Here is a 24,827-nt window from a genome sequence, read left to right on the forward strand (position 1 = left end):
AACGTAATTTTTCAGATGTGATCCACAAATGTGTTCTCTTTTTTTCGAAAATAGATCAAAGACAATACGAGAATCGAAAAGGAAATGATCACAGTTGAGTATAAACTTTGCGGATTGAAATATGACTTTTCTCCAAGCAAGCACCAGCGAAACCCGCCGATTATGCCGACCAGGGGATTCAAATTATAGTATTTTTCATACCAGGTATCTTTAACAAGCGAACTTGGGTAAGCAACTGGCAACACATACATCCCTACTTGGATTAAAAACGGAATTAACTGGCCAATATCGCGAAAACGTACATTCAGCACTGCAAAAAACAGTCCGAAGCCCATCGATGTGATAAATGTAAGCAAAACAAAGAAAGGAATGTATATGATTTGCCAGCTTATCGTGTAATCGAAAAATGGGGTAAGCACTATAAATATGCCGAGTGCAATCAAAAAATCCACAAAACCAACTGCTATCGAGCTCAACGGCATAAGGAGCCGGGGAAAGTAAACCTTGGAGACTAGATTGCCATTGATCAGGATGCTATTACTAATCTGCTGAAATGTGTTTGAGAAAAATGTCCAAATGGTAAGACCACTTAATACCATTAATGGGTATGGAACGCCAGGGTCACTGTCGATTCTTGCTACATAACTGAACACGAACACCATCACGGTCATGGTCATGAAGGGCCGTAGCACGCTCCATGCAACGCCTAGTAATGTTTGTTTGTATCGTACAGAAATATCCCGTTTGGATAAAATCCAGAGTAGTTGTCTGTGCAGCCAAAGGTCTTTCCAGTAATCCTTCTCGGATCCGCCTGCTTTTATTGTAATTGAGTGTTGAGTTGCCATTCTATTGCTTAACTACTACTGTGGGGGTTGCAAAGACCGTTCGGAAATAAATGAATATTAGCGCAAGCATTACACCTACCAACGCCCCGATTTTTGCATTCCTCTTATCTTCTGCTTTAATATCTAATGGCACTTTAATGCCTTCAATCTCTGTAAATAGTGGTGCTTCACGAACCATGGTAACACGCATTTTCTCGGCGCTTCCCATTGCTTCATAGTAAAGTGTTTGTAAGAAAGCCGATTTTCTTTCCATGCTGTTGGCTGAAACTTTGGCCTCAGGCAGCAAAATCTGAGCGCTGTAATCCAGTTGTCGTGCAAGCTTGTGTTCAGCAATTCCAAGCACAGCCGCCAGTGAATCTGCACGATGTTGCAGGAGGTTCAATGTTTTGCGTGACTTCTGTGTCTGGTTTTCGGTGTACATTTCTTCAACCGTCTCCAAAAGTTTTGTTACCCAAAGTCCTGCCAATGTGCCATTTTCCATGCTGGTCGACAGCGAAATAAAGGAAGATTTCCGATCCAAAGAAGCAATGTCCGTTGCGTCCGCTGCCTTTTGCACCAGCTCATTCAAAATTCTTCTTGACTTCATGTCAAGCTTTTTGATATCGCGATTGGCAAAATGAAAGTTCTGATTCTCAGGAATTTCTTCCCATTCCTTTCTTTTAATCCCACTTGAATCAATGAAGAAATTTGCCAGAATCATTTTCTGACCATTTACTTCCACCTCTTTCATTAAATTTCTTTCCAAAACAGGGCGCGACTTCACGAAATAGAAGAAGTTCTCTCCTGTAAAGATATTCTCATCAGGAGCGTTGCCTAAGCCTAAAAGGCCTGCCATATCGCCAAAACCAGATGACTGGCTTCCACCACCCAGGTTAAAAACAACCTCAGCTTCGTACATATTTGGCTTGTCAATAAAAGTATCCAGGCCATAACCAATCCCGAAACCAAGGATAGGCAGAAGTACGAGCATTTTCCAGTTACGGAGAATAGCTGTTTTAACGACGAGTACTTTTTCGATAACCTCTTTCGGGGTCAACTCATCTTCTGGAACTTGTTGTTGCGGTTGTAGTGTCGTAGTTGACATTTTATCTGATTGATCGGAAAGCCAAAACTGTTACAATTAATCCCATTACCGAACTCAACAAACCGGTTGCAGTTGCAATGGCTTGCTGCGTATTAAGCACAGGCGCGGCCCTTACAGGAACGAAGATTTCAGAACCTGGCTCCACTTTTGGGTATACATTGAAGAACAGGAATCTTCTTGTCCTGTCTACGTTTCCATTTGGATATTTTATATAAGAGCTCTTTCTGAGTGATTGGACCGTAAAGCCGCCTGATTGCGAAATGTAGTCAGAAAATGCCATTCCTTTACCATACTTAACAGTTGTCGGGTAAAGAACCGCTCCATTCACCTGAACTGTTTCCAGTCTCTTAGGGATACGGATAATGTCACCTTCCTGAACGATAAGGTCCTCGAATGAGCCTGGGCTTTTCAGGATATTTTTTAACTTAATCCCGATTGATTCTTCTTTTACATTCGGAACATCACCGATAATCGTCCCGGATTTAATGCTTTTTTCAGTTTGTTCCGCCTGATCGAAATCAGTTGGTTCATCCAATTCTCTTACCAATGTTCTTCTCAGCAATGTTGCGCCTTCTGGATAAGCTAGTTCTGTTAATCCGCCGGCTCTTTTAATTACGTCGCTGATCTTATCGTTTTTGTTAACAATGGTGTAAGGGCCTGCAATGAGCACTTCGCCTTCAACAAAGACGCTTTGTTGCTCAACATAATTTGGAGACTTACGAACAGTTACCTGGTCGAAAGGCATTAATGTGAAGTTGCTCCCTTTGCTGTTCAGCGACAGGTCACGGTCTACATCAAACTTGAAAACTTCCGAGATCTGCGCATTTGCAGCTCCCGCAATGCTATTTCTTTTTCTTCTGATCACTTCGATCTCAGACGTGTAAGCTGATTCTTTAAGTCCGCCCGCCTGAACCAAAAGATCTTCCAGCGTCATGTTAACCGTATAAGGAAACTTACCCTCGTTTTCGCCAATTTTTGTATTGTTGACTTCCCCGTTAACGCTTACATACGCGCTTTCGGCCATATCAAACTTGGATGGAATGATCACCCTGTCAAGCCTGGTCAAGATTAAGTCGGGCGTAACGTTGTTTAAAATGTCTGTATAGTTGATTGAAATGCTTTCCAAAACAAGATCCTGCCGTGTTCTCAAAACACTTACACGTCCTACGAATGCATCCTCGCGCAAGCCCTGGGCATTTTCAATCAGTTGTTTCAATGATGGGCTGTTGTCAAGAGCATAGTCACCGGGACGCATTACCGCGCCTTCGACGGTTACAATGTTTTCAAAACGGTCCAGAACGGTTTCAACATTCACAGAGTCACCGGTTACTATTTCGAAAGACTCGTAGTTAGCTTCCGCAACGTCAAGGATTTTGCGCTCTTTAGAAGTAATCCTCTGCACTTTTAATCTTGCGCGGTAGGCCTTATCATTGAAACCACCGGAATAACGCAGCATGTCGCCTAGTTTCTCTTCCGGTTTCAGTTCATATATACCGGGACGCTTAACCATTCCGGCAATTTCTGCGCGCTTCAAATAATAACCGACAACAACATTATCATTGTCCTGAACACGGATATCACCATCAATTTTACCGTTGACCAGGTAATCATAAATGTCAATATGCGACACAACCTTGCCTTGGCGAACTACCCTGACATCACGGAAAGATCCAATTTCGTTTGGTCCGCCAGCCTGATAAAGTGCGTTAAATGCAGACGATAATGAGGACACCTGATACGTTCCCGGATTAATAACTTCCCCTGTTACAAAGACCTTTACTGTGCGTACATCACCCAGGGTTACCATCAATTTGGTCCTGGCAGTCTCTCCGCCGGTTCCGATCAGCCCGGGTGTGAATTTCGAAAACTTGTCAATTAATATCTTTCGAACCTCTTCTATGGTGCGACCGGCCACATATACGTTACCTACGCGAGGTAGGGAAATGAAGCCATCTTTGGTTACATCAACCTCGAAAGTGCTTTCAGCATAGTTATAAATGAAGATTTTTAGCTCATCACCAGGCCCAACGATATAGTTTGTAGGCGTCGCAATCTGCAAATCAGGAATAGGATCCAGATTTTTGTCAGCGAAGAGCGCATAACCGTATATTTTCTGGCGCAATGCTTCTTTTTCCTGATCTTCGGGAGTAAGCTTTGCAGAAGTAGTATCATTTATCTTGCTCTGTTCGCTCTGATCCTGGCCTTGGAGTTTTGGGTCGCCCGGAGCTTTTCCCTTTTCATTGCCTTGGTTATCAGCATTTTGCTGGTTTCCCTGCTGTTGCTGCTGCTGTTGATTAGCGCCAGGCTGATTTCCCTGCGTGTTACCAGTATTGCCTGTATTACCTGCATTGCCTCTGGAGGTTCCCGTAGCATTACCACTTTGTGGCGAAGTACCAGTAGGAGCGTTCGGGAGAGACTGGGGAATGATTACCTGGGACAGGGCTGGTAAGGAAATGAATAAACAGAGAAGATAAAGGAGTATGCTTTTATAACTTTTTGCCAATTTGAATCTGTTCATATGAAGTATTATTGTACTATTGAAATGCCTATCATTCATTAAAACTATGTATAAGACTAGCGTTTTTGAATTTTGGATATGAGCATACTTAATTTTTGGATGTGTATAACATGGCAAAGTAAATTAGATTTTTCCTATTTTTAAAGAATTTCTATTAATCGTGCCCATGCTAATTTCCTGTAAAGTTATAACAGGGTAACGACAAATGTCTTAAATTATTAAAATACAATATTTAAAATCAACAATAGCCTCCAAAGGGATCATAATTTATGGAAAGTACCAACGTGCAATATGATGAGGATAGTATAAGGTCACTCGATTGGAAAGAACATATCAGATTGAGGCCAGGGATGTATATTGGCAAGTTAGGCGATGGATCCTCGGTGGATGATGGGATATATGTATTGGTTAAGGAAATCGTCGATAATTCTATTGACGAACATATGATGGGCAACGGAAAAACCATAGAAATCAAGATTTCCGAGCACCGGGTGGAAGTAAGGGATTATGGACGTGGAATACCGCTCGGAAAGGTTGTAGACTGCGTTTCCAAGATCAATACGGGTGGGAAGTATGACTCTGGCGCTTTCCAGAAATCCGTGGGTTTGAATGGTGTTGGGACGAAGGCGGTTAATGCACTTTCACAGTATTTCAAGGTGCAGTCATTCCGGGAAGGGAAGAGTAAAAACGCTGAATTTGCACAAGGGGCGCTTGTTAACGAATCCAAAGAAATACAGACCAACCAGCGTAACGGAACGCACATCGCCTTCGAACCAGACGGCGTGATTTTTAAGAATTTCCGGTACATTCCCCAGTATCTGGATAATATGATCTGGAATTACTGCTATCTGAATGCGGGGTTGACCATTAATTTCAATGGACAAAAATATATTTCGCAAAATGGCCTGCTGGATCTGCTGCAAAGTAAATCCGATGCTGACTCGCTGCGTTATTCGATCATTCATTTGAAAGGCGAGGACATTGAATTTGCTATGACCCATGGCAATCAATATGGAGAGGAATATTATTCTTTTGTTAATGGCCAGTACACAACGCAGGGCGGAACGCACTTAGCTGCCTTCCGCGAGGCTGTTGTAAAGGCGGTTAGGGAGCATTTCAATAAGGATTATGCGCCGGAAGATGTGCGCTCGTCCATTATTGCCGCCGTTGCAATTCGTGTGCAGGAGCCGGTTTTTGAGTCCCAGACCAAAACCAAATTAGGCTCAAACACCATTACACCCGACCCCAACAGCACGACCGTCCGTACATTTGTCAACGATTTTGTAAAGGAAAGGCTTGATAATTACTTGCATATGCATCCGGAAGCGAGGGACGCATTGAAAAAACGGATTGAGCAATCGGAAAGAGAGCGGAAAGAACTGGCGGGCATTAAAAAGCTGGCCAACGACCGTGCGAAAAAAGCGAATCTGCATAATAAGAAATTGAGGGATTGCCGGTTGCACCTAACAGACCTTAAAAATGAACTGCGCTATGAAAGCACATTGTTCATTACCGAGGGCGATTCTGCAAGTGGATCGATCACAAAATCAAGGAACATTCAAACACAGGCTGTTTTCAGTTTGAGAGGAAAGCCCTTGAATTGTTTCGGCTTAACCAAAAAGATTGTTTACGAAAACGAGGAATTTAATTTACTCCAGCATGCGCTCGACATTGAAAACGGTGTCGAAAACCTGCGGTTTAACCGCATTGTGATCGCGACGGATGCCGACGTGGATGGGATGCACATTCGTTTGCTGCTGATGACGTTCTTCCTTCAATTTTTCCCGGACCTAGTTCGTAACGGGCATCTTTTTGTGTTGGAAACACCACTTTTCAGGGTCAGGAATAAAAAAGAGACCATATATTGTTACAGCGAGGAGGAAAAGCAACACGCGGTGAACAAGCTGGGCAACAAACCTGAGATAACGCGTTTTAAAGGCCTCGGTGAAATTTCACCGGATGAGTTCGGGAAATTTATCGGGGAAGACATGCGTGTAGAACCTGTAATATTGCAAAAGGAAACCTCTATTCAGAAATTATTGAGCTATTTCATGGGCAAGAATACGCCTGAACGCCAGCGTTTTATCATTGATAATCTGAAAACGGAAAAGAACATTGAAGAACTCGCGCTCGCAGTATAGGCGGCTGTTTGTTTATCTTTGAGCGCACAAAGTAACATTAGGAGTGGCCGGGCCTTTAAGTATTTACCTGACCTCCTGATACATATTAATCACCGTTCAGTGGAATTACAAGACCTAAGAAACAGGATAGACTCGCTTGACGATCAGCTGCTTAGTATTTTGAATGAGCGCATGGAGCTCGTGAAAAAAGTAGGTGACCTGAAACGTTCATCCCAGTCTATCATTTATCGCCCCGAAAGAGAAAAGCAGATCCTGGACCGCCTCGAAAAGCGCAACGACGGTCTGCTTACCCGGCAAGCTATTGACGCTATTTTTTTCGAGATCTTCGCCGTTTCCCGTAACCTGGAATTGCCCGAAAGAGTGGCTTACCTCGGGCCTGAAGGCAGTTTTACACACCAAGCCGCTGAGGGCCGCTTTGGCGGAATGAGCGAATATCTCGTTTTGCCAACCATTCATTCTGTATTTGAAAGTGTGGAAACGGGCCGTGCCAAGTTCGGCGTTGTGCCCATTGAGAATAACCAGGAAGGCATTGTGATTGAAACAGTGGATTTTCTGCGCGAAAAAAATCTCTCGATTGTGGCGGAAGTGCTTTTGCAGGTACATTTTACATTCGCGTCACAATCCGATTCTCTGAAAAATATCCGCCGGATCTATTCCAAAGACATTGCATTCCGCCAATGCGGGAAATTTATCAGCGAATATCTGGAAGGAATGGACATTGAACTGATCCCCGTTGAGTCGACCTCGAAAGCTGCGAAAATGGCTGCTCAGGAAGTGGATGCTGCTGCTATCTGTTCCTCGATCTCTGCGAGGCTTTTCGGCGTTCCGATCCTTTACGACAACATTGAAGACAGCGACCAGAACAGGACAAGGTTTTTGATTTTGGCCAAAGATTTTGTCAACATTAAAAGTGATGATGACAAAACCACCATTATCGCCAACTTGCCTAATACAAACCGTCCCGGCGTTTTATATGAGTTTTTGAAAGACTTCAATGACAGGGGAATTAACCTCACTAAAATTGAAAGCCGCCCGTTAAGAGGAACCTCAACGTTCAGAGCTTGGTTTCTGGTTGAATTCCTGGGACATGTGGACGATCCGCCGGTGCAGGAAATTATGCACAAATATGGGTCACACCTGAAATGGCTGGGAAGTTATATCAGGGTTTCATAAAAAGAATTAATGCATTGTATTTTCATTGCCGGGGCCTTAGGCACCCGGCAATTGTTTTTTATTTTAATGTCCCTCTGTAAAGCGAAGGCCAGTTTCCGTAAAGTTCAATGGATGTTTCCGAGCCGTCCGGTAATTTAACTTTCACCACACGGTTAGCAGTAGGGGACTGGAACGAGTCCACACCCAAAACAACGATCTGATTTCCTTTGACAATGGACGTTACGAAGGGCTCTTTCTTGTCAATTGCCAGTAAAACCTGCTCCTTTTTAGGCTGCACCCAGTTTCCGTCTAGCTGAATGGCCAGGTCCTGATTTGTTCCTCCTACGATCACATCTTCCACCTGCTTGGCCATCCAGTTTCCGAGCGAATAAAACTCAGTCGGATAGTCCCAATAATAAGGCGCATCACGTTTTCTTGGCTTTTTGCCAATTTCGGTTTTCGGTGTTTTTCCATCTGCGGGATACCACTCGTTGCCCCAGGGAGAGGCGTCGGCTCCAACATTGTAAGCATTCGGATCATTGCTGCTTGGGCCGCTGTCATGCCATAAATAGTATCCGTCAAACAGGATCAGGGAAAAGAGCGACATGCTTAAAGCCTGGCTGGCTGGCATCATTTCAAGCTGGTTCATCACCAATTCGCCTTTTGGCTCGGTCAGCTGGAAGTTCCAGGGAACAATAGGGTCATGGTAAAGTGGCATGTAGCGGTTCCAGCCGTAGAAAATGAATTTGTTATTTTTCTGATAAGGGATAAGCTTGTTGATCCGCAGAGAATGAATGGCCGACAAAAGCACAAAATTGTTTGGTGTATTTCCCTTATCATCCATGACGAACATGGGTTTTGGGTACACATCAATAGGCGTCGTGTTGAAAAGATCCTGGAAACTTTCGCCATTTGGCAAAGGCTCAAAATTCGAATTATTGGATTTTGGATCATTATAATCGCCCATCAGCTCCTTCGGATTTTTTCCACCCATGGTGTTGATATGCGGATTCGTATAAGCACCTCCGCCCCAATAATCCAGCAGATACATATCCGGATTGTTTTTCCGGATCCTTTTGGCAAACCAGATTAGCCGCTGCTTTACTTCCGGAATGTAATGTTGGTTCCAAAACTCAAAATCCAGCGCGTAAACACCGAAGTTGGGAACGCCGGCCCAGGTTTCCACCTCGGATTGGGACAAAGAAGAGAACCATTTTTCATCCCTGTCTGCAAAATAGTTGGGCGTGACCGTATAGTGCATCCGCGGCGCAGGCGTGTCTTTTCCACCAGAAAGATAATTGATCCCGCGTTTGTAATAATTCTCCGTCGGGACGTAATCATTCAGGCGATACTGCATCACCATTTTGCCTTTAATCGGCTCAAATTCAGGGAATTTTGTGTCAAAATCAACATTAATGGTCCGCGACGGCGAAAACCACTGCGGTATTTCCACACGGGTGAGCTTTGTATCCTCCTTAGCACCGGGTTTTCCTGAGATCCAGATATTTTGCTGCCTTAATGAGCGGTTTCGCATTTTGTTCCACCAATCATTATAAGGCGCATCGATCCAGCGGGCAGTAATGGAGTATAAAAAGCCTGGCTTCACCTCTATGCCGCTTTCCAGCCCTTTTACCTCAATGCCATCGATCATGACGACTTTCGTACGGCCGTCGTCATAATTGCCGAAATCCTTTAAATGCAGCTTTCCGTTGACCATTACCGGTCTCACGTCCAGCCAGTTATCCTTGCTTCCCTGCCGGATCCAGCTCTGTGGATCCAGAATTTCCACTTTTTTATTTGTATCAAATTCAAAAGAAGCAGAGGTTTCGCAGCCGGGTTGTCCCAGACTTGTGATCTTAATCGTGGCGGGGCCGGTTTCCAGGCTTAATGGCATGATAGAAAGCCATATCCCGAAACGATGCGGGACTTCCTTGAATTGATAAATTTTGCCTTTTTGCGCTATTTCAACATTATAAGGAGAAAGCCCGCCTGCATTAGCGGCGAGCTCAAACTGCATTTCGTTTCCGATCTGTTTATATCGCCGCACCACAAGGTCGCAGGCGGAAGAGGAGGAATCAATCGTTTTTGCAACCGGATAGGCTTCCACTTTCTGGGGGTAATCTCGGCCAGTGGAAGGGCCGAAACGGTTCCAGAGCCAAAGGCCGGACCCCGTCAGAAAAACTAGTATTGCGGTAATCCAAAAGAAAGTTGATTTTGACAAAATGCTGTTATTATTGGGCACAGATTATTCAGGATTGATGAAAAGGATCAGACAAACTTACCACCACCGATAGAATAAACCAATTGACCCATTGACAGAAGAGATTCCTTTGTCAATATATTCATGCTTGTAGGAAACGCCGTCATACTTAACCCGGACGTCCACACCGAACGCTCCGTCGCGTTTGAAAAGGAACTTTGAACCCAGGCCAATGCCATATTTCGGCCTTACTTTCTGGTCCTGAGAAGCCAGGTTACCGTAGTACAATGTATAATCCAGAATGCTGACCCCGCCACTCACCTGCACATAAGGCTGGATGGTGGATGTTTTGGGCAAAAAATGATAATTCCCGAAAATTTCAACCGGGTACTGCGAAACCGTGCGCGTTTGAACCGCAGAAAGCGTTTCGTCCCCATTCTGATACAGTGTTCTTGGGATTCTTTTCTCAAAATAAGTCGAGCCGATTTCTCCACCGACGGAGATTGGGGAATTTCTCAAAACCCATTCAATGGAGATTGAATAGTTTTGAAAAGAAGCCTTATCAATGTAATTATCTGAAAATGATCCCAATGGCATTGCGCCCATTAGTCTGGCCGTTGCTAGGTAATGTGTATAGCGCTCAAATGGAGATGGAAGTGTATAAAGCTTGGGCGCTGGCTCCTGTGCATAAGACGAAAACCCACCAATGACGAAAAGGGCAATGATTATGATTTTTTTCATTTTAATTAATTTTTAAATAACCTGACTGACCAAAAATAGAGTCAACCATTGTGTCCACATATTGTCGTTCCCCGATTCCCGCGCCGCGGATCTGCGCATCCCACACTACTTTGAAAGTTTTGTCCACCGTATTCGGGTTTTTGAAATCCAGCATGGAAATCAGCCAGTAACTTTCGCTGGTTTGGTAATATTGGTAATAACTCGGATAGCCGTAACCATAACCGCCGCCGCCCCAGTATCCACCGTAATAGGATGATAACGGCTGGGAAACAACATTCAGGTAAGTATTCGTGATCCAGCTCGCGTTAATGCCAATGTCTGGCTTGCTTTTTGGACTTACATACTTATATCCCAGTTTTTCCATGTTGGAAATAATGCGGATCAAAACGTCCCGGTCCAGCTCGGTCAGTGCAGTTCCGGCTTGTCCGTTCTCAACAACGAGCACGGAATCGACGATGCTGAATGTTTTGTACTGCGTATAATTGGCAGCTTTATCGTGATTGGTAATGTAAACGAGGGTTTCTTCTGTTGACAAATCACTGATAGGATCTTTGGAGCAGGACATCATTCCTATTCCCGCCATGAGTATGAACAATGAAGCTTTTTTTAACATGTTTATTTTGAGTATTTAAATATGATAATTAAACGAAATTTGAAATTGAACATTTTATTTTTCGTTATTTCTCGGTTCAATTTTTTAGTTTTAAACGTTACAGATATTTTTCAGGACTATTATAAATCTAAATTGGTTGTAGCAAACCGGAAATCATTTAAACCCCGTACAAACTCATTTGTATATATATGGAAACGAAAGAAGAGATTTTAAGGATTATAGATGTACTCAACGACACCTACGAAAGTGAAGAGGCCTGGTATGGCCCATCCGTTGTGGAAGCTTTGCGAGACGTTACGCCGAAAATGGCAGAAGTAAGGTTAAGTACCAACACACACTCAATCGCGGAGATCGTTTATCACATGACCACATGGCGGATCTTTGCCGTACGCAAAATTCAGGGAGATGCTGAATTTGACATTAAAACACTGGATAAGGACTGGAAAAAATTCCCTTTGGTGGATGAGTTTGAATGGGAAGCCATTCAAATGGAGTTAAGCCTTTCGCAGGAGGAATTGGTTTCGGAGCTCGAAAAAATTGAAAGCGACAGTTTCCTGGAAGAATTTGTGCCGGGCCGGGATTACAGTTATTATACATTGATACACGGAGTTATCCAGCACGACGTTTACCATGCAGGACAAATCGGGCTGATCAAAAAAGCAGTAAAGGGAATGCGTCTGGAAGAGGATGATTATGGCGCATTTGACGACCGTGCCGATCTGGATAACGGAACTGACTATTACTGAAATACTTATATTTAATTTCGTGTAAATGGCAACTTGCCTATGTTTTATAATTAATAATTTATATTTTGCATTATAATAGAACGAAGTTGTAGATAGTTGCATACGTTCTAATGGTGTGGATATAGACAAAAAGGCTGCCCGATATTTTCGGACAGCCTTTTTTTAAAGAGAAAATCTGTGCAACATTTGGCAAAATAAAATTGCTCACCACGCATATATGAAAATTTTAATCGTCGAAGATGAACCCAAGCTGGCAGGTTTCCTGAAACGGGGCCTGGAAGAACAATCCTGGGAAGTAGAATTGGCATATGATGGGCAGGTAGGGAAAAAGATGGCGTCAAATTATCGTTTTGATGTTATCATTCTCGATGTAAACCTGCCTTTACTGAATGGATACGACCTCGCCCGCCAGCTCCGTCACGACGGCCTCGCAACGCCAATCCTGTTTTTAACGGCTCTGGGAACCATTGATGACAAGCTGGACGGTTTTGAAGCCGGGGGAGATGATTATCTGGTTAAACCGTTCGAATTCAGGGAATTAATAGCTCGAATTAAAGTTTTATCACAAAGAAACAGCAACCGGGAGCAATCCAATCAGATTCTAAGCCTGGCCGATCTCGAACTTAATCTGGACGAGAAGGTGGCACGCCGCGGAGGAAACCGCATTGACCTCACTGCCAAAGAATTTGCTTTACTCGAATACCTCATGCGTAACAAAGGCCGCGTGGTGTCGCGTGTAGACATTGCCGAACAGGTTTGGGATATCCGCTTTGATACAGGCACCAATGTGATTGATGTTTACATTAATTTTCTCAGAAAAAAAGTGGACAAAGATTATCCTGCTAAGCTGATCCACACCGTCGTAGGTATGGGTTATATTTTTAAGGAAGAATGAATATTAAGTCCCGCCTGACATTGCTTTTTACCATGCTGGTGGGATCCATCATGGCCTTATTTTGTCTTTCCGTTTACTATTTCTACGATCAATACAGGGAGAAACAGTTCTATTCTTTCCTGAACGAACGCGCGCAGACCATCGCCCAGTTGGTTGAAGCCAGTCAGGACATCAGCAAAGCAGACATTGAAAAGATTGAAAAAGAGAACAATACCATTTTTCTCAACGAAGAAATCACGATCTACGACGGCGCAGATTCACTGATATTCACGGGTGGGAACGAGAAGTTTACTCTTTCCAAAACCATATTAGCAGAGGCGCGGGCAGGACGGGAAATTCGCACGAAGCATGATAAGAAGGAAGCGATTATCATTCGTCACGTCTTGCAGGACCATAGGAAACCCTGGGTCGTAATGGCGGTTGCCAATGATGTGCCCGGCATGAACCAGTTAAAGCGGCTCCGCGAAATCCTGGTGATCGGATGGCTGTTATCACTCGTTTTAGTAGGCGTGGCCGGCTGGCAATTTGCCAATGATGCCATTAAGCCAGTTTCCGACATCATTTCGCAGGTGAACAACATTTCGGCTGGAAACTTGCATGAAAAAGTGACCGTAGGGCGCGAAAAAGATGAGCTGGCAGCGCTTGCGCAAACATTTAATCAAATGCTTGGCCGCCTCGAAATAGCATTTATAGCACAAAAAAACTTCGTCTCCCACGCATCGCACGAGCTGCGCACGCCCCTCGCACTCATCATGAGCGAAGCGGAGTTGAGCCTGATGAAGGAGCGCGCCAGCGAAGAATACAAAGTGGCATTGAAAGGGATCTGGTCGGAGGCGAAAGAGATGAATGAACTGGTGAGCAGATTGCTGGAGCTGGCCCGAACAGAAGAACACGCATTCAAGGTTACATTCTCAAAGATCCGGGTGGATGAGGTGCTCTGGCAGGCGAAAGCGTCTGTGCAGCAGAAAAATCCGGGCTATGAGGTGCACATTCATTACGATAAGATCCCCGAGGATGAGGAGCAGTTGAAGCGATATGGTGACGAAAGCCTCCTGAAAACGGCCTTTATGAACCTCATGGACAACGCTTGCAAATATTCCAATAACAAAACTGTCAATGTCTTTCTGGAAATTCAGAAGGACCTGATCAAGATAAATTTTAAAGACGTCGGGATTGGCATTGCTTCCGATGAACTGCCCTACATTTTCGACACCTTTTACAGGAGTGCTACCACGATCAGCAAAGCAGGTTATGGCATAGGACTGGCATTAACCAAGCGCATTATCAACATGCAGGGCGCCAGCATTGAAGTGGAGTCGGAGCTGGGTTCGGGAACTACATTTATACTTAAATTTCCTCCGTTTTAACGCTCTTTTAATTCGGTGTTAATGTGCATTTAACAACCTGAAATGTCATTTGCATTATAACATGCAATTGGCTATTCCGCGCAGTGTTAAACTTTAAATTGAGTTAGGTGAGTAGTAGGAAAAGAATGGCCTCCGAATATTTCGGGGGCCAGTTTTTTTATATACGATGCTCACTATCAGGCAGCACACTTTCCTGTTTTTTTACTTCCTCAATGCGGAAGCTCGGCAGCGCTTCGGGATATTCCTGCGAAATAAATTCTATCATTTTTTCGCGGACATAGCATCGCAGATCAAACGTCTCAGAAGAATTTCTGGCCGACATTAAGGTCCTGATGGTCATGAGTTGTCCTTGGGTATCAGTCACTTGCAATGCCCATGATTTGCCGTCCCAGAGCGGTGTCGTATCGAGAATTTCTTTCAACTTTTCTCTGAGTCGGGAAACCGGCGTTAAATAATTGAGCTGGAAAAAGGCAGTGCCGATGAGCGCACTGTCGTTACGTGTCCAGTTCTGGAAAGGTGTTTCAATGAAATACGTGATCGGAAGCACGATCCTGCGCAGGTCCCAAATATTGACGACCACGTAAGTCAGGTTAATTTCCTCAATGCGTCCCCATTCGCCCTCCACGATCACGACATCGTCAATTTTAATGGGTTGTGTAAAAGCGATCTGAATGCCGGCCATGAGATTGGCCAGGGATTTTTGGGCAGCAAAACCGATAATTACACTAAAAATTCCCGCAGATGTCAGGATACCGACACCATATTGCCGTACACTTTCAAAACTCAGCAGCAAAATCGAAATCCCAATGGTAATGATTAAAATGATCACCATTCTTTTCACAAACTTGATCTTGGTGAACAAGCGCCGCGCCTGATTGTTGTCCGGCGTGTTGAAGTCCAGCTGATCGATCAGCACCTTCTCAAAGATTATGACAATGCGCGTCATCAACCACGTGGTAACCGCGATAAGCAGCACTTTGCTGATCGTAAATGTCCAGTAGTAATCCTGATGGGTTAAAGAATAAGTTTTAAGTGCGGCGGTGACTAATACAAGCGGGATGAAGAAATATAAAACGCTCGTCAGGTTTTCACTTACGGCCTTAACTGCCCGCCATTCCTTTTTTGCAGCTGTAATCTTAATAATATTAATAACTATTGCACTGATTATCAGACCGATTATCGTCGCCGGCAGCACTATGAGCCACGGCGAGTTCCGATAATCGAGCATGTTAAAAAAATCGTTCATTGGATCAGATATCGTTGAGCCGCGCCACGATCATTCCCGTATGTTTCGGGACCGAGGCCACGTATTCAGCCAGCGGAACACTGGTCATAATCACCTTTTTACCTGTCAGAGAGGCATGGATCAGGTAAGCGCGGCTGCCTACTTTGGAAATAATGCCCATATGGTTAACGTCCAGCCCTTCTACCGAAGACGTAAAAGCTACAATGTCGCCGTCGTGCAGCATGGGTTCGGCTTTTTGAATCCCAGACTTTGGAATGTAACTATGCTCCCTCACATTGATCTGGCCTTCCTGCTCGCGCACTTTTTCCCAAACCGCCGTTTCTGCCATCGATGGATACAAATTAGCATGGTTGGACATAAAATTAATCTCCTTCTTATAAGGAACGCCGCCCACTTTGGCCGTAATATTTTCCAGCCGACCGCGTTTTTCATTTTCATACATCCAATCGAGCACATAATGCAGCCGCGAAGGATATCCGTCAATGATTCCTTCACGGTAACGCAGCTTGGTAAGTTCGTTTTTGAAGCCTTCGTATGTTGGATTTTCTGTTTTGGCAACCGCCAGTGCCACCGAACTTTCCACGAGTGTAGTGCAATCCAGTCCGTCAAATTTACAAACGAGTCGTTCTGTCGGATTTCCTTCCAATGTTCCGGCTACATAAGGCGTCCCCAAAAACGATTCCCCCATGCGCAAAACCTGCGTCCCGATATCCCTGCTCTCCGGTAAATCCATTTTTTGTGCAAAAACCTTTTGAACCGCCAACTGTGCAAATGACACGGTCGACGACAGGAGAAAAATGGATAGAACTATAACTCTGATCATGCTGAAATTTCCTTTTTTGCGTAAAGTTGCGTTTTATTTGACTCTTATCATGCTTATTTTGCCTCAATTTCGAAGACTGACACGGAGTTGGGCAACAGTCCGACCTGAACACCGGTCGACGTGATTTCGTTGGTCCGTAAGCTTGGCGAGGGCAAAAACGAAGGGAAAACCGGTTTCAATCTGTAAGCTGCTGTGTTACCAAGCTTTAAAAAGTTTGCCCAGGCGTCCTGCGGGATTTTTATGGATGTTTCAACGGTTTTTTCTTTGTCAAAATTATAAATAAAGAGAAGTTTTTGATTATCAGTAAATCGCAAATAACTGTATTGCAGTCGTTTATCGTAATTTTGCGACTGCCCGTCCACATTCACATATTGCAGGTCATAAAATGAGCCGGCATAAACGGCTTCATTTTCACGCACAAAACGGTTTAATGTTTCATAAAAAGCGCGCAACTTCTTTTGGTCTGCATTCAGCTTTTCAAGATCAAACTTCCCGCCATTCACCCACTGCTGAAATTCTGTGACGCCCCAATAGTCAAATATCGTGGTCCGGCCGTCTTCTCCTTGAAAACCTTCTGCTTCCACTGGATTAACGCCCAGTTCCTGACCAAAATAAATCATGAGCGGGCCCGTATGCAATGTTGCACTCAATGTCATTGCCGGGACCGCAGCCCAGGGATCGCCCGCAAAATAGCGGGATGCAATGCGTTGTTCATCATGGTTTTCGAGAAACCGGAGCATATTTTCACTGATATCGCCCGATTCCTGCTGCCAGATCCTGGTAATGTTCTCAACGGTTCCGTTTCCTTCAATCAGGCTCCGCAGCGTGTTGTACAAGCCTACCTTATCATACAGGTAATCAAACTTGCCTGTTTTGATATAGTGGTGATATTCAGCCGGGTTATAAATTTCAGCAATGAATATAACGCTCTCTTTCAGCTTTTTAATCTCAGGAATAACCCAGGCCCAAAATTCCGCAGGCACCATTTCGGCCATATCGCACCGAAAGCCATCCACCCCTTTTTCGGTCCAGAAACGGAGGATATCATACATTTTCAACCAGGTGGACGGGATCGGATCAAAATAGCGTAAGCCGCCATTTTGATAATCCACACCATAATTCAGCTTAATGGTCTCATACCAGTCATATTGGCTCGGCTGCGCCTGGAAAACGTCATTGCCCGTTGCTTTGGCCGGTCTTTCGTGATAAGGTGCCGTAATGTCAACAGGCGGCTTATGTCCTTCGGGAACTACAAAATCGTGGTTCGGGATGTAGTAAAAATTGTTTTCGGGCCTGAAACTAACCGTGGTATCGTCATCTTCGCCAAAATCCTTGACTCCCAAAGCCCTGACATTCGAATGATATTGACGCGCAACGTGGTTTGGAATAAAATCAATGATCACTTTCAAATCCTGCCCATGCGTTCGTGTAACGAGTCGCTCAAACTCCTCCATCCGCTTGTTAACGTCCACTGCCAGGTCCGGATCTACATCATAATAATCTTTCACGGCGTAGGGAGAACCCGCTTTGCCCTTGACGATCAGCGGATGATCGGCATTTATTCCAAATTCACTGTAATCCGTCAATGTTGCGTGTTCCAGGACGCCGGTGTACCAAACGTGCGTGATGCCGAAATCTTTCAGCGCGATGAGCGCTGTTTCGGTAATATCATTAAATTTTCCGCAGCCATTTTCCTCCATGGAGCCGTAAAATTTGTTGGTCGCGCACTGGTTCCCGAACAAGCGGGTAAACACCTGATATACTATGAACTTATCCTTGTTAACTACGGGCATATCAAGTTGAATTATTTATAAAAATCATTTCGCCAAACCCCTCCCGGCGCGTTCTGAGACGGCTTGCGGGGATGAGCTTGGAAAATTTTACTATTTTGCAAGATATTAAATTTGAAATAATATGCCCTCAATAGAAGCGTGCCTTTTTGATCTGGACGGCGTAATTGTTGACACGGCCAAATACCATTACATTGCATGGCGGCAACTGGCCAATGATCTCGGGTTCGATCTCACCCACGCTCAAAATGAACTTTTGAAAGGCATCAGCAGGATGGAATCGCTTGAAATTATCCTGGCCATTGGTGGCGTAAAACTTACAGATGAAGAGAAATTGCAACGAGCCACGGAGAAAAACAGCCGTTATCTCGCATTATGCATGCAAATGACGCCCGCGGACACGCTTCCGGGCGTCCGCGCGTTTTTGGATGAGCTTAAAAAAGGAGGAATAAAGATCGGGTTAGGCTCGGCCAGTAAAAATGCCAAAGTTATTCTGGAGCGCATTGATATGCTTTCCTATTTTGAAACCATTGTCGACGGAAATCGCATTACCATTGGCAAACCGGATCCCCAGGTATTTTTGATGGGGGCGGCAGACCTAGCTGCGTTACCGGCGCAATGTGTTGTATTTGAAGACGCCCTGGCCGGGATCCAATCGGCGAAAGCGGCAGGAATGCTGGCTGTTGGAATAGGGGAGAAGGCTGTTTTGACCCAGGCAGACATTGTTATCCCGGGCTTTGCAGATTTCCATTTCCAGGATATGGAAGCGGCTTTTGCGTAGTCCGCACTTGTTTATTTTACTAATACACATTACCCTGCATGAAAAATTACATCACCCATGATGAATGGTGTATCGTGGAAAATGGCTTCCACGCTGAATATAATGAGATAACCGAAAGCTTAATGAGCCTGGGCAATGGCCGGATGGGCCAGCGCGGGAACTTTGAAGAACATTATTCAGGCAAATCTTTACCCGGTAACTACGTGGCAGGGGTTTACTTTCCTGACAAAACACGCGTGGGCTGGTGGAAAAATGGTTATCCCAATTATTTCGCCAAAGTGCTGAATGCCTGTAACTGGATTGGCATTGATATCAGGATCGGCGCGGAAATGCTGGATCTGAACACCTGCGAGATCGAAACATTCAGCCGTGTCTTGAACATGAAAGAAGGCGTTCTCGAACGAGTAACAACCGTAAAACTGGCAGAAGGCAGACGGATCAAAATCCATTCAAAACGCTTTTGCAGCATGGCGGACGACGAATCCGGTGCGATCAGTTACAAGCTAACGCCGCTGAATTTCAGTGATAACATTACCATTACGCCATATCTGGACGGAAATATAAAGAACCGGGATGCCAATTACGATGAGTCTTTCTGGAATGAGGTGCACAAGGAAACGGGCTTTTCACAGGGTTACCTGATCCTCGAAACCAAACCCAATCCGTATGGCGTGGAATTGTTCCGGGTAGCGACAGGGATGGCGTTCGATATTAAGCTCAATGGGCTGAAAGCCGGGTATCAGTCGTTGCCTGTCAAGATGGATAAATATGTGGCCGGGACGGTTAAAATGGAGGTGAAAGAGGGCCAGGAGCTTAGCGTATATAAGTATGGGGTTAATCTTTCCTCTACCAATTATCCAACGGAAAAATTAGTGGAAGAATGCAAAGCTTATGTTGCAAGGATCGCTGAGGAAGGATTTGATCAGTTGCTGGAAGCGCATATGCAGGCATGGGCCACTAAATGGGAGCGAAACGACATTACCATTGAAGGCAACATTGCGGCTCAGCAAGGCATCCGTTTTAACATTTTCCATTTGGGACAAACTTACACCGGTGAAGACGAACGTTTAAATATCGGCCCGAAAGGATTTACCGGAGAAAAATACGGCGGCAGCACCTATTGGGATACCGAAGCTTATTGCATCCCGTTCTACTTGTCAACTGCTGAACAAAAAGTCGCGCGTAACCTGCTCGTTTACAGATACAAGCAATTGGATAAGGCCATTGAGAACGCAGAAAAGCTTGGTTTTTCCGACGGGGCAGCGCTTTATCCTATGGTAACAATGAATGGCGAGGAATGCCATAATGAATGGGAAATCACCTTTGAAGAAATCCACAGAAACGGTGCAATTGCCTATGCTATTTACGATTACACACGTTACACGGGCGATGAAAGTTATGTAAATGATGAGGGCCTTGAAGTTCTGATCGGCATTTCCAGGTTTTGGAAACAGCGCATTAACTGGTCTGAGGAGAAAGGGCAATATGTGATGTTGGGTGTAACCGGTCCGAATGAGTATGAGAATAATGTAAACAACAACTGGTATACCAATTACATTGCCTGCTGGACATTGCGTTACACGCTGGAAATCATCGGAAAATTATGGACGCAGGATTCCCGCAAGCTTAACGAGATCATTATCAGGACCAATTTCAGCCTGAACAGCGAAATGGAGGCGTGGAAGCACATTGTTGAAAATATGCATTTTCCATACGATGAAAAAAGGCAGGTTTATTTGCAGCAGCAAGGGTTTCTGGACAAGGAAATCCTGACCGTAAGTGACATTGCAGGCGAGCGTCCGATCAATCAAAACTGGTCCTGGGATAGGATTTTGCGTTCCTGCTTCATCAAGCAAGCGGATGTTTTGCAAGGGCTTTACTTCTTTGAAGATGAATTTCAAATGGCCGATATCAAACGCAATTTTGAGTTTTACGAGCCTATGACCGTCCATGAATCCTCGTTATCGCCTTGCGTTCACGCTATTTTGGCTGCCAGAATAGGCTTGAAGGAGAAGGCTTACGAAATGTATGTGCGCACGGCAAGACTGGATCTGGATGATTATAATAATGATACTGAGGACGGTTTGCACATCACTTCCATGGCCGGCACCTGGATGAGCATTGTGAAAGGATTTGCGGGGCAGCGCGTGAAAGATGGCTTGTTGGTCCTGAATCCTTATGTGCCTGAGCAATGGAGTTCTTATTCCTTCCGAATCGGTTTTCAGGGAGCAGCACTGCTGGTTTCGGTTTCGAAGACGGGCGTCTATATTCAGAACACGTCGGGCAAATCACTGACCATTATGCTTCGGAACCAGCGCTTGTTCATAGATGCATTTGGGAGCGCCAAGGTGTAAAAGTAGTTCTAGTTTCGATAATCTTATTTATTTAAAAAATTATATTTTAAGCAGATTCTATTAAACGGTGACCGGAAATATTGTAAATCTGGAAGTTAACTCGTAGGTTCGGTCTTTTGAGCCATCTTTTTTTGGTAATGGTACAAAAGATTCGCCTGCTGTTTAATTTAAGTATGTTGCTGATGCTGACGCTCTTAACTCGCGGAGCTGCATTTGCACAGGATTTTAATGAATGCCAGCGAATCCTTAAAGATCTTCTTCCCGTTTTCAACCGCTCTTTCGAAGAAAATAATCCCGCATTACTGCGCGACGAAGCATATCAGAGAGGCATACGCAACTTACAAGCAGCATACGCATTGTATCACAAACAGGCTTTCCAGCCGTCGGATTCCGTGCAGCGCATGAACAATGAAGCGGTGATCCTGGCCTTGCTTGGTAATCATCAAAAAGCCTTTCATATCATGGAAGAACTGGACCTGAGCACCCAGGATCCACATTTACATTACAACAGAGGACTTTTTAGCTTGCTATCCGGCAAGTACGACGCAGCCAGAAACGATTTTGCAGACGCGCCAGGCGGCACACAAGCCACATTGAATACACTGGTTTCCTACGCAAAACAGAAAAAATACGCCGACGCGCTCGGGTATGCAAATGGCAATAGTGCAAAAAACACACATGGAAAATGGAATTACAACCTGGGAATGGTTTATAAATTCAATAATCAATTTTCCGAAGCTGTGGACGAAATGGCGACGGCCATCCGCCAGAAAGACGAAATGGCCTACCGGTTGCAAAGAGGCGACATCCTGATGCGAACGGGCAATGAGAAGAAAGCAGTAAAAGATTTTGAAAAAGTCTCTCGAACGCATTTGAAAGCGCAGATCCGCTATGCCAATGCATTGTTATCACTCAACCAGTTCGGCGCGGCAAAAGCGGTTTTTGAAAAATATCTTGAAACAGACGACCGTACATTCCGGGGCGATGCCTATCTGGGTATGGCGCATTCATTTTACGGGTTGAAACAGATTAGCGAAGCCCAACGCTATTACAAGCTAGCGTCGACATTGAAGCGCGAAACGCCTGCTCTGCAATCCGGAATGGGTAACACACATCTTTCAAAACACGAGTATCAGACCGCTTTCACACTTTTTGACCGCGTAATTAAAAGGGATTCGACCTATCTGCCTGCCTATCTGGGCCGAGCTGTCTCTTATTACGGGCAGAAAAAATATGATCTGGCGCTAAAAGATTTCAAAAAGGCGGAAAAGGCGCTAAATGAAGACAACAAATTCTTTGCAGATCTTTTCGTTACCAAAGCATTCTCTGAATATTATCTGAAACAAACGGCCCCCGCACAGGATGATTTCCAAAAGGCGATTAAGCTGGACCCTACGCGTTATGAAGCATTGGCAGGAATGAGCAGCATAATGATCGATCAGAAACGCTATTCCGAGGCAGGGCAGTTTCTGTCGAAGGCACTGGTGTATGAGCAGGGTTATGACCTGATGTGGAGCAATTATGGAAATTTGCTGATGCACTTTGACATGTATAAAAAAGGTTATCAGGTTTTTAAAAAAGCGATTTCCTTAAACCCATCCAATGTCAATGCGCAAAACGGCTGGGGCATCGTACTGCTTGAAAACGACCAGCTCGACAAGTCTATGGCATTGTTTGACAGCCTGGTGAAGGAAAAGCCGGAACTGCCGTTTGTGCATAACAACCATGGGATCATTCAGGCTTATATCGGGAACAGACATGAGCAGCGGCATCAGGTAAATGAGGCCAATGCCAGATATGATGGCGCATTCAATGACTTCAAAACAGCCATGGACAATGCTCCTTCCCGAAAGTTTTATAATGTGAACCAGGGTAATGTTTACCGCTATCTGGAAAAATTTGATGAGGCGAAACTGAGCTATCAGACTTATCAGGATAAAAGCGCGCTCAACAATACTGCCGTTATGTATGCAGGAAAAGAGCAGATGAAGGAAGCAAAGTATTATCTGGGCGTAGCATTGCAAATTGACTCGCTACACCGTGTTTTTCAATACAATATGACCATTCTGGCCAAGGGAAAACAAAAGGAAATGATGCGGCTTGTTGCTTCCTCAGATGAAAATAGCCCTTTCTCGGACATCGGTATCAAATACAGTCGCGATGGATTTGTGACAATATATCTTTACGATTATGAATATGACGCTCTTACCTTTCCCGGGAGACATTATATGCCGCTTCCCGTTGCTGAATACAAGGAAGATTATTTCATACCGGAATACGATTTCAAGCTGATTGCTTACGAGAAGAAAAAAGGTAATAGTGAGAAGAAAAAACGCGTCCGTTATAAAAGCCAAAAGGTAAAATTGCCAGGATCGCGTGGGAAATCGGGGACAAAGTGCCCTGTTCTGTTCTGAGGTAATATTTGTTTGGTTGACAACAAAAAAATACCAGCTGAGAAATATTTTCTACGAATTTCTCAGACCAAATCCACAATTGAAGTAACATTTTCTACTGTTTCCCCATTAGGCCTCGCCCTGCTTATTGTTGTTGTTATTGCCGAATATGCCCTGTACTTCAACAAAACTGATCGGTTTATCAAGAAAATAATCTGCACCGTTTTTAAAAGCCTCTTCTTTTAAATTGGTCATCGCACTCATCATCACGATTTTCGCTCCGCGTAAGGCGTTGGCATTTTTGATCCGCTGAATTTCATTAATTCCTTTTCCGTCCGGTAAGTTGTTGTCAATGAATATCCAATCGGGGTTCATGTCGTAGATACATTGAAGGCCTTCTGCCAATGAAGAAGCAACCCTAACCGAAGCGTCTGGTGACTTGATATTTAACTGCCTAACTAAAAAATTGCGCATCAACAACCCCAGGTCCCTTTCATCTTCAATAATTACAATCTTCATAGCGATGTGTCAGAAATAGAATTTTTGGTCATTGGTATCGAAGGGTTGTTTAAATGTTCTTGTTGAGTTTTTAACCGGGCGCAATATGAGTCTGTTGTTACAATAATCCTGCCATCCTGCATGCTGGAAACGCTTTTAAACAAGATAATTAATAAACGGTTACAGCGTTCGCTGAGCCCGATGTGTAGAATGATTATCCCGTTTGAAGCAATTCCGGTACTGGTACAGGTTTTGGGAAACAGCACAGTTAAATGAATGTCTCACATTAAATGGAAAAGATTATGAATGGTAATAAAGCATTTTGGGGTATCGTAACAGCAGCAGCGGTTGGAGCAATTATCGGGTTACTTTTTGCTCCTGAAGAAGGTAACAAAACCAGAAAGAAGATTAAAAAGAAAACAAATAGCCTGGCATCCGACCTGATCGAAGCGCTTGAAAAAAGCAAAGAGAAAGCAACTGATGTTGCCGGTCAGATCAAAGAAGAAGGTGAGGAATTTAAGGATGCAGCCTGGGATAAAGCTGAGGAATATTCTGACGATGCCAAAACAGAAATTAACAAATATCAATAACAGGGTTTCCGGCAGCACATATGTTGCCGGAAATTTTCATCACTTCATTG

At 44.4% G+C, this 24,827-nt stretch carries 19 protein-coding genes; 9 read left to right on the forward strand and 10 right to left on the reverse strand.

Annotated features, from left to right (window positions below):
- Window positions 1-11: 11 nt before the first annotated feature.
- From NFI81_RS24665 to NFI81_RS24675, 3 genes are read right to left on the reverse strand one after another with little or no spacing between them, the layout of a single operon-like run.
- Window positions 12-845, reverse strand: coding sequence for an ABC transporter permease (locus tag NFI81_RS24665; RefSeq protein WP_234616148.1), 834 nt, complete (start codon window positions 843-845; stop codon window positions 12-14).
- 1 nt (window position 846) lies between these two features.
- Window positions 847-1,929 carry a hypothetical protein gene (locus tag NFI81_RS24670; protein WP_234616149.1) on the reverse strand — a complete coding sequence of 361 codons (1,083 nt, stop codon included), beginning with the start codon at window positions 1,927-1,929 and terminating at the stop codon, window positions 847-849.
- A gap of 1 nt (window position 1,930) precedes the next feature.
- Complete coding sequence (locus NFI81_RS24675) at window positions 1,931-4,447, reverse strand: SLBB domain-containing protein (protein ID WP_234616150.1); 2,517 nt, start codon at window positions 4,445-4,447, stop codon at window positions 1,931-1,933.
- A 269-nt stretch (window positions 4,448-4,716) separates the two neighbouring features.
- Here NFI81_RS24675 and NFI81_RS24680 point away from each other — a divergent pair, with 269 nt between their 5' ends.
- Entirely contained in the window at window positions 4,717-6,588 is a 1,872-nt protein-coding gene (locus tag NFI81_RS24680; RefSeq protein WP_234616151.1) for a DNA topoisomerase IV subunit B, read from the forward strand.
- A gap of 99 nt (window positions 6,589-6,687) precedes the next feature.
- Window positions 6,688-7,761 (forward strand): prephenate dehydratase, encoded by a 1,074-nt coding sequence (gene pheA / locus NFI81_RS24685; RefSeq protein ID WP_234616152.1) that lies wholly within the window; start codon window positions 6,688-6,690, stop codon window positions 7,759-7,761.
- Between the two features lie 58 nt (window positions 7,762-7,819).
- Here the strand turns inward: pheA and NFI81_RS24690 are convergent, their stop codons facing one another.
- Genes NFI81_RS24690 through NFI81_RS24700 form a run of 3 tightly spaced genes read right to left on the reverse strand, consistent with a single transcriptional unit; the run spans window position 7,820 to window position 11,294 of the window.
- Complete coding sequence (locus NFI81_RS24690) at window positions 7,820-9,961, reverse strand: hypothetical protein (protein WP_234616153.1); 2,142 nt, start codon at window positions 9,959-9,961, stop codon at window positions 7,820-7,822.
- A 57-nt stretch (window positions 9,962-10,018) separates the two neighbouring features.
- Window positions 10,019-10,681, reverse strand: coding sequence for a hypothetical protein (locus tag NFI81_RS24695; RefSeq protein ID WP_234616154.1), 663 nt, complete (start codon window positions 10,679-10,681; stop codon window positions 10,019-10,021).
- A 1-nt stretch (window position 10,682) separates the two neighbouring features.
- Window positions 10,683-11,294, reverse strand: a complete 612-nt coding sequence (locus NFI81_RS24700) for a DUF4136 domain-containing protein (protein ID WP_234616155.1) — start codon at window positions 11,292-11,294, stop codon at window positions 10,683-10,685.
- 188 nt (window positions 11,295-11,482) lie between these two features.
- Between NFI81_RS24700 and NFI81_RS24705 the strand changes: the two genes are divergently transcribed.
- From NFI81_RS24705 to NFI81_RS24715, 3 genes are all read left to right on the forward strand, one after another.
- A complete protein-coding gene (locus tag NFI81_RS24705) occupies window positions 11,483-12,040 on the forward strand; it encodes a DinB family protein (protein WP_234616156.1) in 558 nt (185 codons plus the stop codon).
- Window positions 12,041-12,257: 217 nt separating this feature from the next.
- Entirely contained in the window at window positions 12,258-12,935 is a 678-nt protein-coding gene (locus NFI81_RS24710) for a response regulator (protein ID WP_234616157.1), read from the forward strand.
- A complete protein-coding gene (locus NFI81_RS24715) occupies window positions 12,932-14,302 on the forward strand; it encodes a HAMP domain-containing sensor histidine kinase (protein WP_234616158.1) in 1,371 nt (456 codons plus the stop codon). The genes NFI81_RS24710 and NFI81_RS24715 overlap by 4 nt, the downstream gene beginning before the upstream one ends.
- Window positions 14,303-14,459: 157 nt before the next feature.
- On the opposite strand, the gene NFI81_RS24720 is transcribed toward NFI81_RS24715, so the two are convergent.
- Genes NFI81_RS24720 through NFI81_RS24730 form a run of 3 tightly spaced genes read right to left on the reverse strand, consistent with a single transcriptional unit; the run spans window position 14,460 to window position 18,164 of the window.
- The gene (locus tag NFI81_RS24720) at window positions 14,460-15,548 is read right to left on the reverse strand and encodes a mechanosensitive ion channel family protein (RefSeq protein WP_234616159.1); all 1,089 of its coding nucleotides are present in this window, start codon (window positions 15,546-15,548) and stop codon (window positions 14,460-14,462) included.
- Between the two features lie 4 nt (window positions 15,549-15,552).
- Complete coding sequence (locus tag NFI81_RS24725; protein ID WP_234616160.1) at window positions 15,553-16,371, reverse strand: N-acetylmuramoyl-L-alanine amidase-like domain-containing protein; 819 nt, start codon at window positions 16,369-16,371, stop codon at window positions 15,553-15,555.
- A 53-nt stretch (window positions 16,372-16,424) separates the two neighbouring features.
- The gene (locus NFI81_RS24730) at window positions 16,425-18,164 is read right to left on the reverse strand and encodes an alpha-amylase family protein (RefSeq protein ID WP_234616161.1); all 1,740 of its coding nucleotides are present in this window, start codon (window positions 18,162-18,164) and stop codon (window positions 16,425-16,427) included.
- Between the two features lie 121 nt (window positions 18,165-18,285).
- Here NFI81_RS24730 and pgmB point away from each other — a divergent pair, with 121 nt between their 5' ends.
- The 3 genes from pgmB (at window position 18,286) to NFI81_RS24745 (ending at window position 23,710) form a co-directional block, all read left to right on the forward strand.
- Window positions 18,286-18,942, forward strand: coding sequence for a beta-phosphoglucomutase (gene pgmB, locus NFI81_RS24735; protein ID WP_234616162.1), 657 nt, complete (start codon window positions 18,286-18,288; stop codon window positions 18,940-18,942).
- A gap of 38 nt (window positions 18,943-18,980) precedes the next feature.
- On the forward strand, window positions 18,981-21,296 hold the full coding sequence (locus tag NFI81_RS24740; RefSeq protein ID WP_234616163.1) for a glycoside hydrolase family 65 protein: 2,316 nt from the start codon (window positions 18,981-18,983) through the stop codon (window positions 21,294-21,296).
- Between the two features lie 182 nt (window positions 21,297-21,478).
- On the forward strand, window positions 21,479-23,710 hold the full coding sequence (locus NFI81_RS24745; RefSeq protein ID WP_234616164.1) for a tetratricopeptide repeat protein: 2,232 nt from the start codon (window positions 21,479-21,481) through the stop codon (window positions 23,708-23,710).
- 108 nt (window positions 23,711-23,818) lie between these two features.
- On the opposite strand, the gene NFI81_RS24750 is transcribed toward NFI81_RS24745, so the two are convergent.
- Window positions 23,819-24,208, reverse strand: a complete 390-nt coding sequence (locus tag NFI81_RS24750; protein WP_234616165.1) for a response regulator — start codon at window positions 24,206-24,208, stop codon at window positions 23,819-23,821.
- Between the two features lie 269 nt (window positions 24,209-24,477).
- Between NFI81_RS24750 and NFI81_RS24755 the strand changes: the two genes are divergently transcribed.
- On the forward strand, window positions 24,478-24,777 hold the full coding sequence (locus NFI81_RS24755; protein ID WP_252176022.1) for a YtxH domain-containing protein: 300 nt from the start codon (window positions 24,478-24,480) through the stop codon (window positions 24,775-24,777).
- The last annotated feature ends 50 nt before the right edge of the window (window positions 24,778-24,827 follow it).

The sequence above is a fragment of the Dyadobacter fanqingshengii genome, from assembly GCF_023822005.2.
Classification (GTDB): domain Bacteria; phylum Bacteroidota; class Bacteroidia; order Cytophagales; family Spirosomataceae; genus Dyadobacter; species Dyadobacter fanqingshengii.

Excerpts from the sequence above, each read along its gene's own strand:
- NFI81_RS24665 (WP_234616148.1), bottom strand. The coding sequence starts at position 845 with ATGGCAACTCAACACTCAATTACAATAAAAGCAGGCGGATCCGAGAAG.
- NFI81_RS24670 (WP_234616149.1), bottom strand. The coding sequence starts at position 1,929 with ATGTCAACTACGACACTACAACCGCAACAACAAGTTCCAGAAGATGAG.
- NFI81_RS24675 (WP_234616150.1), bottom strand. The coding sequence starts at position 4,447 with ATGAACAGATTCAAATTGGCAAAAAGTTATAAAAGCATACTCCTTTAT.
- NFI81_RS24680 (WP_234616151.1), top strand. The coding sequence starts at position 4,717 with ATGGAAAGTACCAACGTGCAATATGATGAGGATAGTATAAGGTCACTC.
- NFI81_RS24695 (WP_234616154.1), bottom strand. The coding sequence starts at position 10,681 with ATGAAAAAAATCATAATCATTGCCCTTTTCGTCATTGGTGGGTTTTCG.
- NFI81_RS24700 (WP_234616155.1), bottom strand. The coding sequence starts at position 11,294 with ATGTTAAAAAAAGCTTCATTGTTCATACTCATGGCGGGAATAGGAATG.
- NFI81_RS24705 (WP_234616156.1), top strand. The coding sequence starts at position 11,483 with ATGGAAACGAAAGAAGAGATTTTAAGGATTATAGATGTACTCAACGAC.
- NFI81_RS24710 (WP_234616157.1), top strand. The coding sequence starts at position 12,258 with ATGAAAATTTTAATCGTCGAAGATGAACCCAAGCTGGCAGGTTTCCTG.
- NFI81_RS24715 (WP_234616158.1), top strand. The coding sequence starts at position 12,932 with ATGAATATTAAGTCCCGCCTGACATTGCTTTTTACCATGCTGGTGGGA.
- NFI81_RS24720 (WP_234616159.1), bottom strand. The coding sequence starts at position 15,548 with ATGAACGATTTTTTTAACATGCTCGATTATCGGAACTCGCCGTGGCTC.
- NFI81_RS24725 (WP_234616160.1), bottom strand. The coding sequence starts at position 16,371 with ATGATCAGAGTTATAGTTCTATCCATTTTTCTCCTGTCGTCGACCGTG.
- NFI81_RS24730 (WP_234616161.1), bottom strand. The coding sequence starts at position 18,164 with ATGCCCGTAGTTAACAAGGATAAGTTCATAGTATATCAGGTGTTTACC.
- pgmB (WP_234616162.1), top strand. The coding sequence starts at position 18,286 with ATGCCCTCAATAGAAGCGTGCCTTTTTGATCTGGACGGCGTAATTGTT.
- NFI81_RS24740 (WP_234616163.1), top strand. The coding sequence starts at position 18,981 with ATGAAAAATTACATCACCCATGATGAATGGTGTATCGTGGAAAATGGC.
- NFI81_RS24745 (WP_234616164.1), top strand. The coding sequence starts at position 21,479 with ATGCTGACGCTCTTAACTCGCGGAGCTGCATTTGCACAGGATTTTAAT.
- NFI81_RS24750 (WP_234616165.1), bottom strand. The coding sequence starts at position 24,208 with ATGAAGATTGTAATTATTGAAGATGAAAGGGACCTGGGGTTGTTGATG.
- NFI81_RS24755 (WP_252176022.1), top strand. The coding sequence starts at position 24,478 with ATGGAAAAGATTATGAATGGTAATAAAGCATTTTGGGGTATCGTAACA.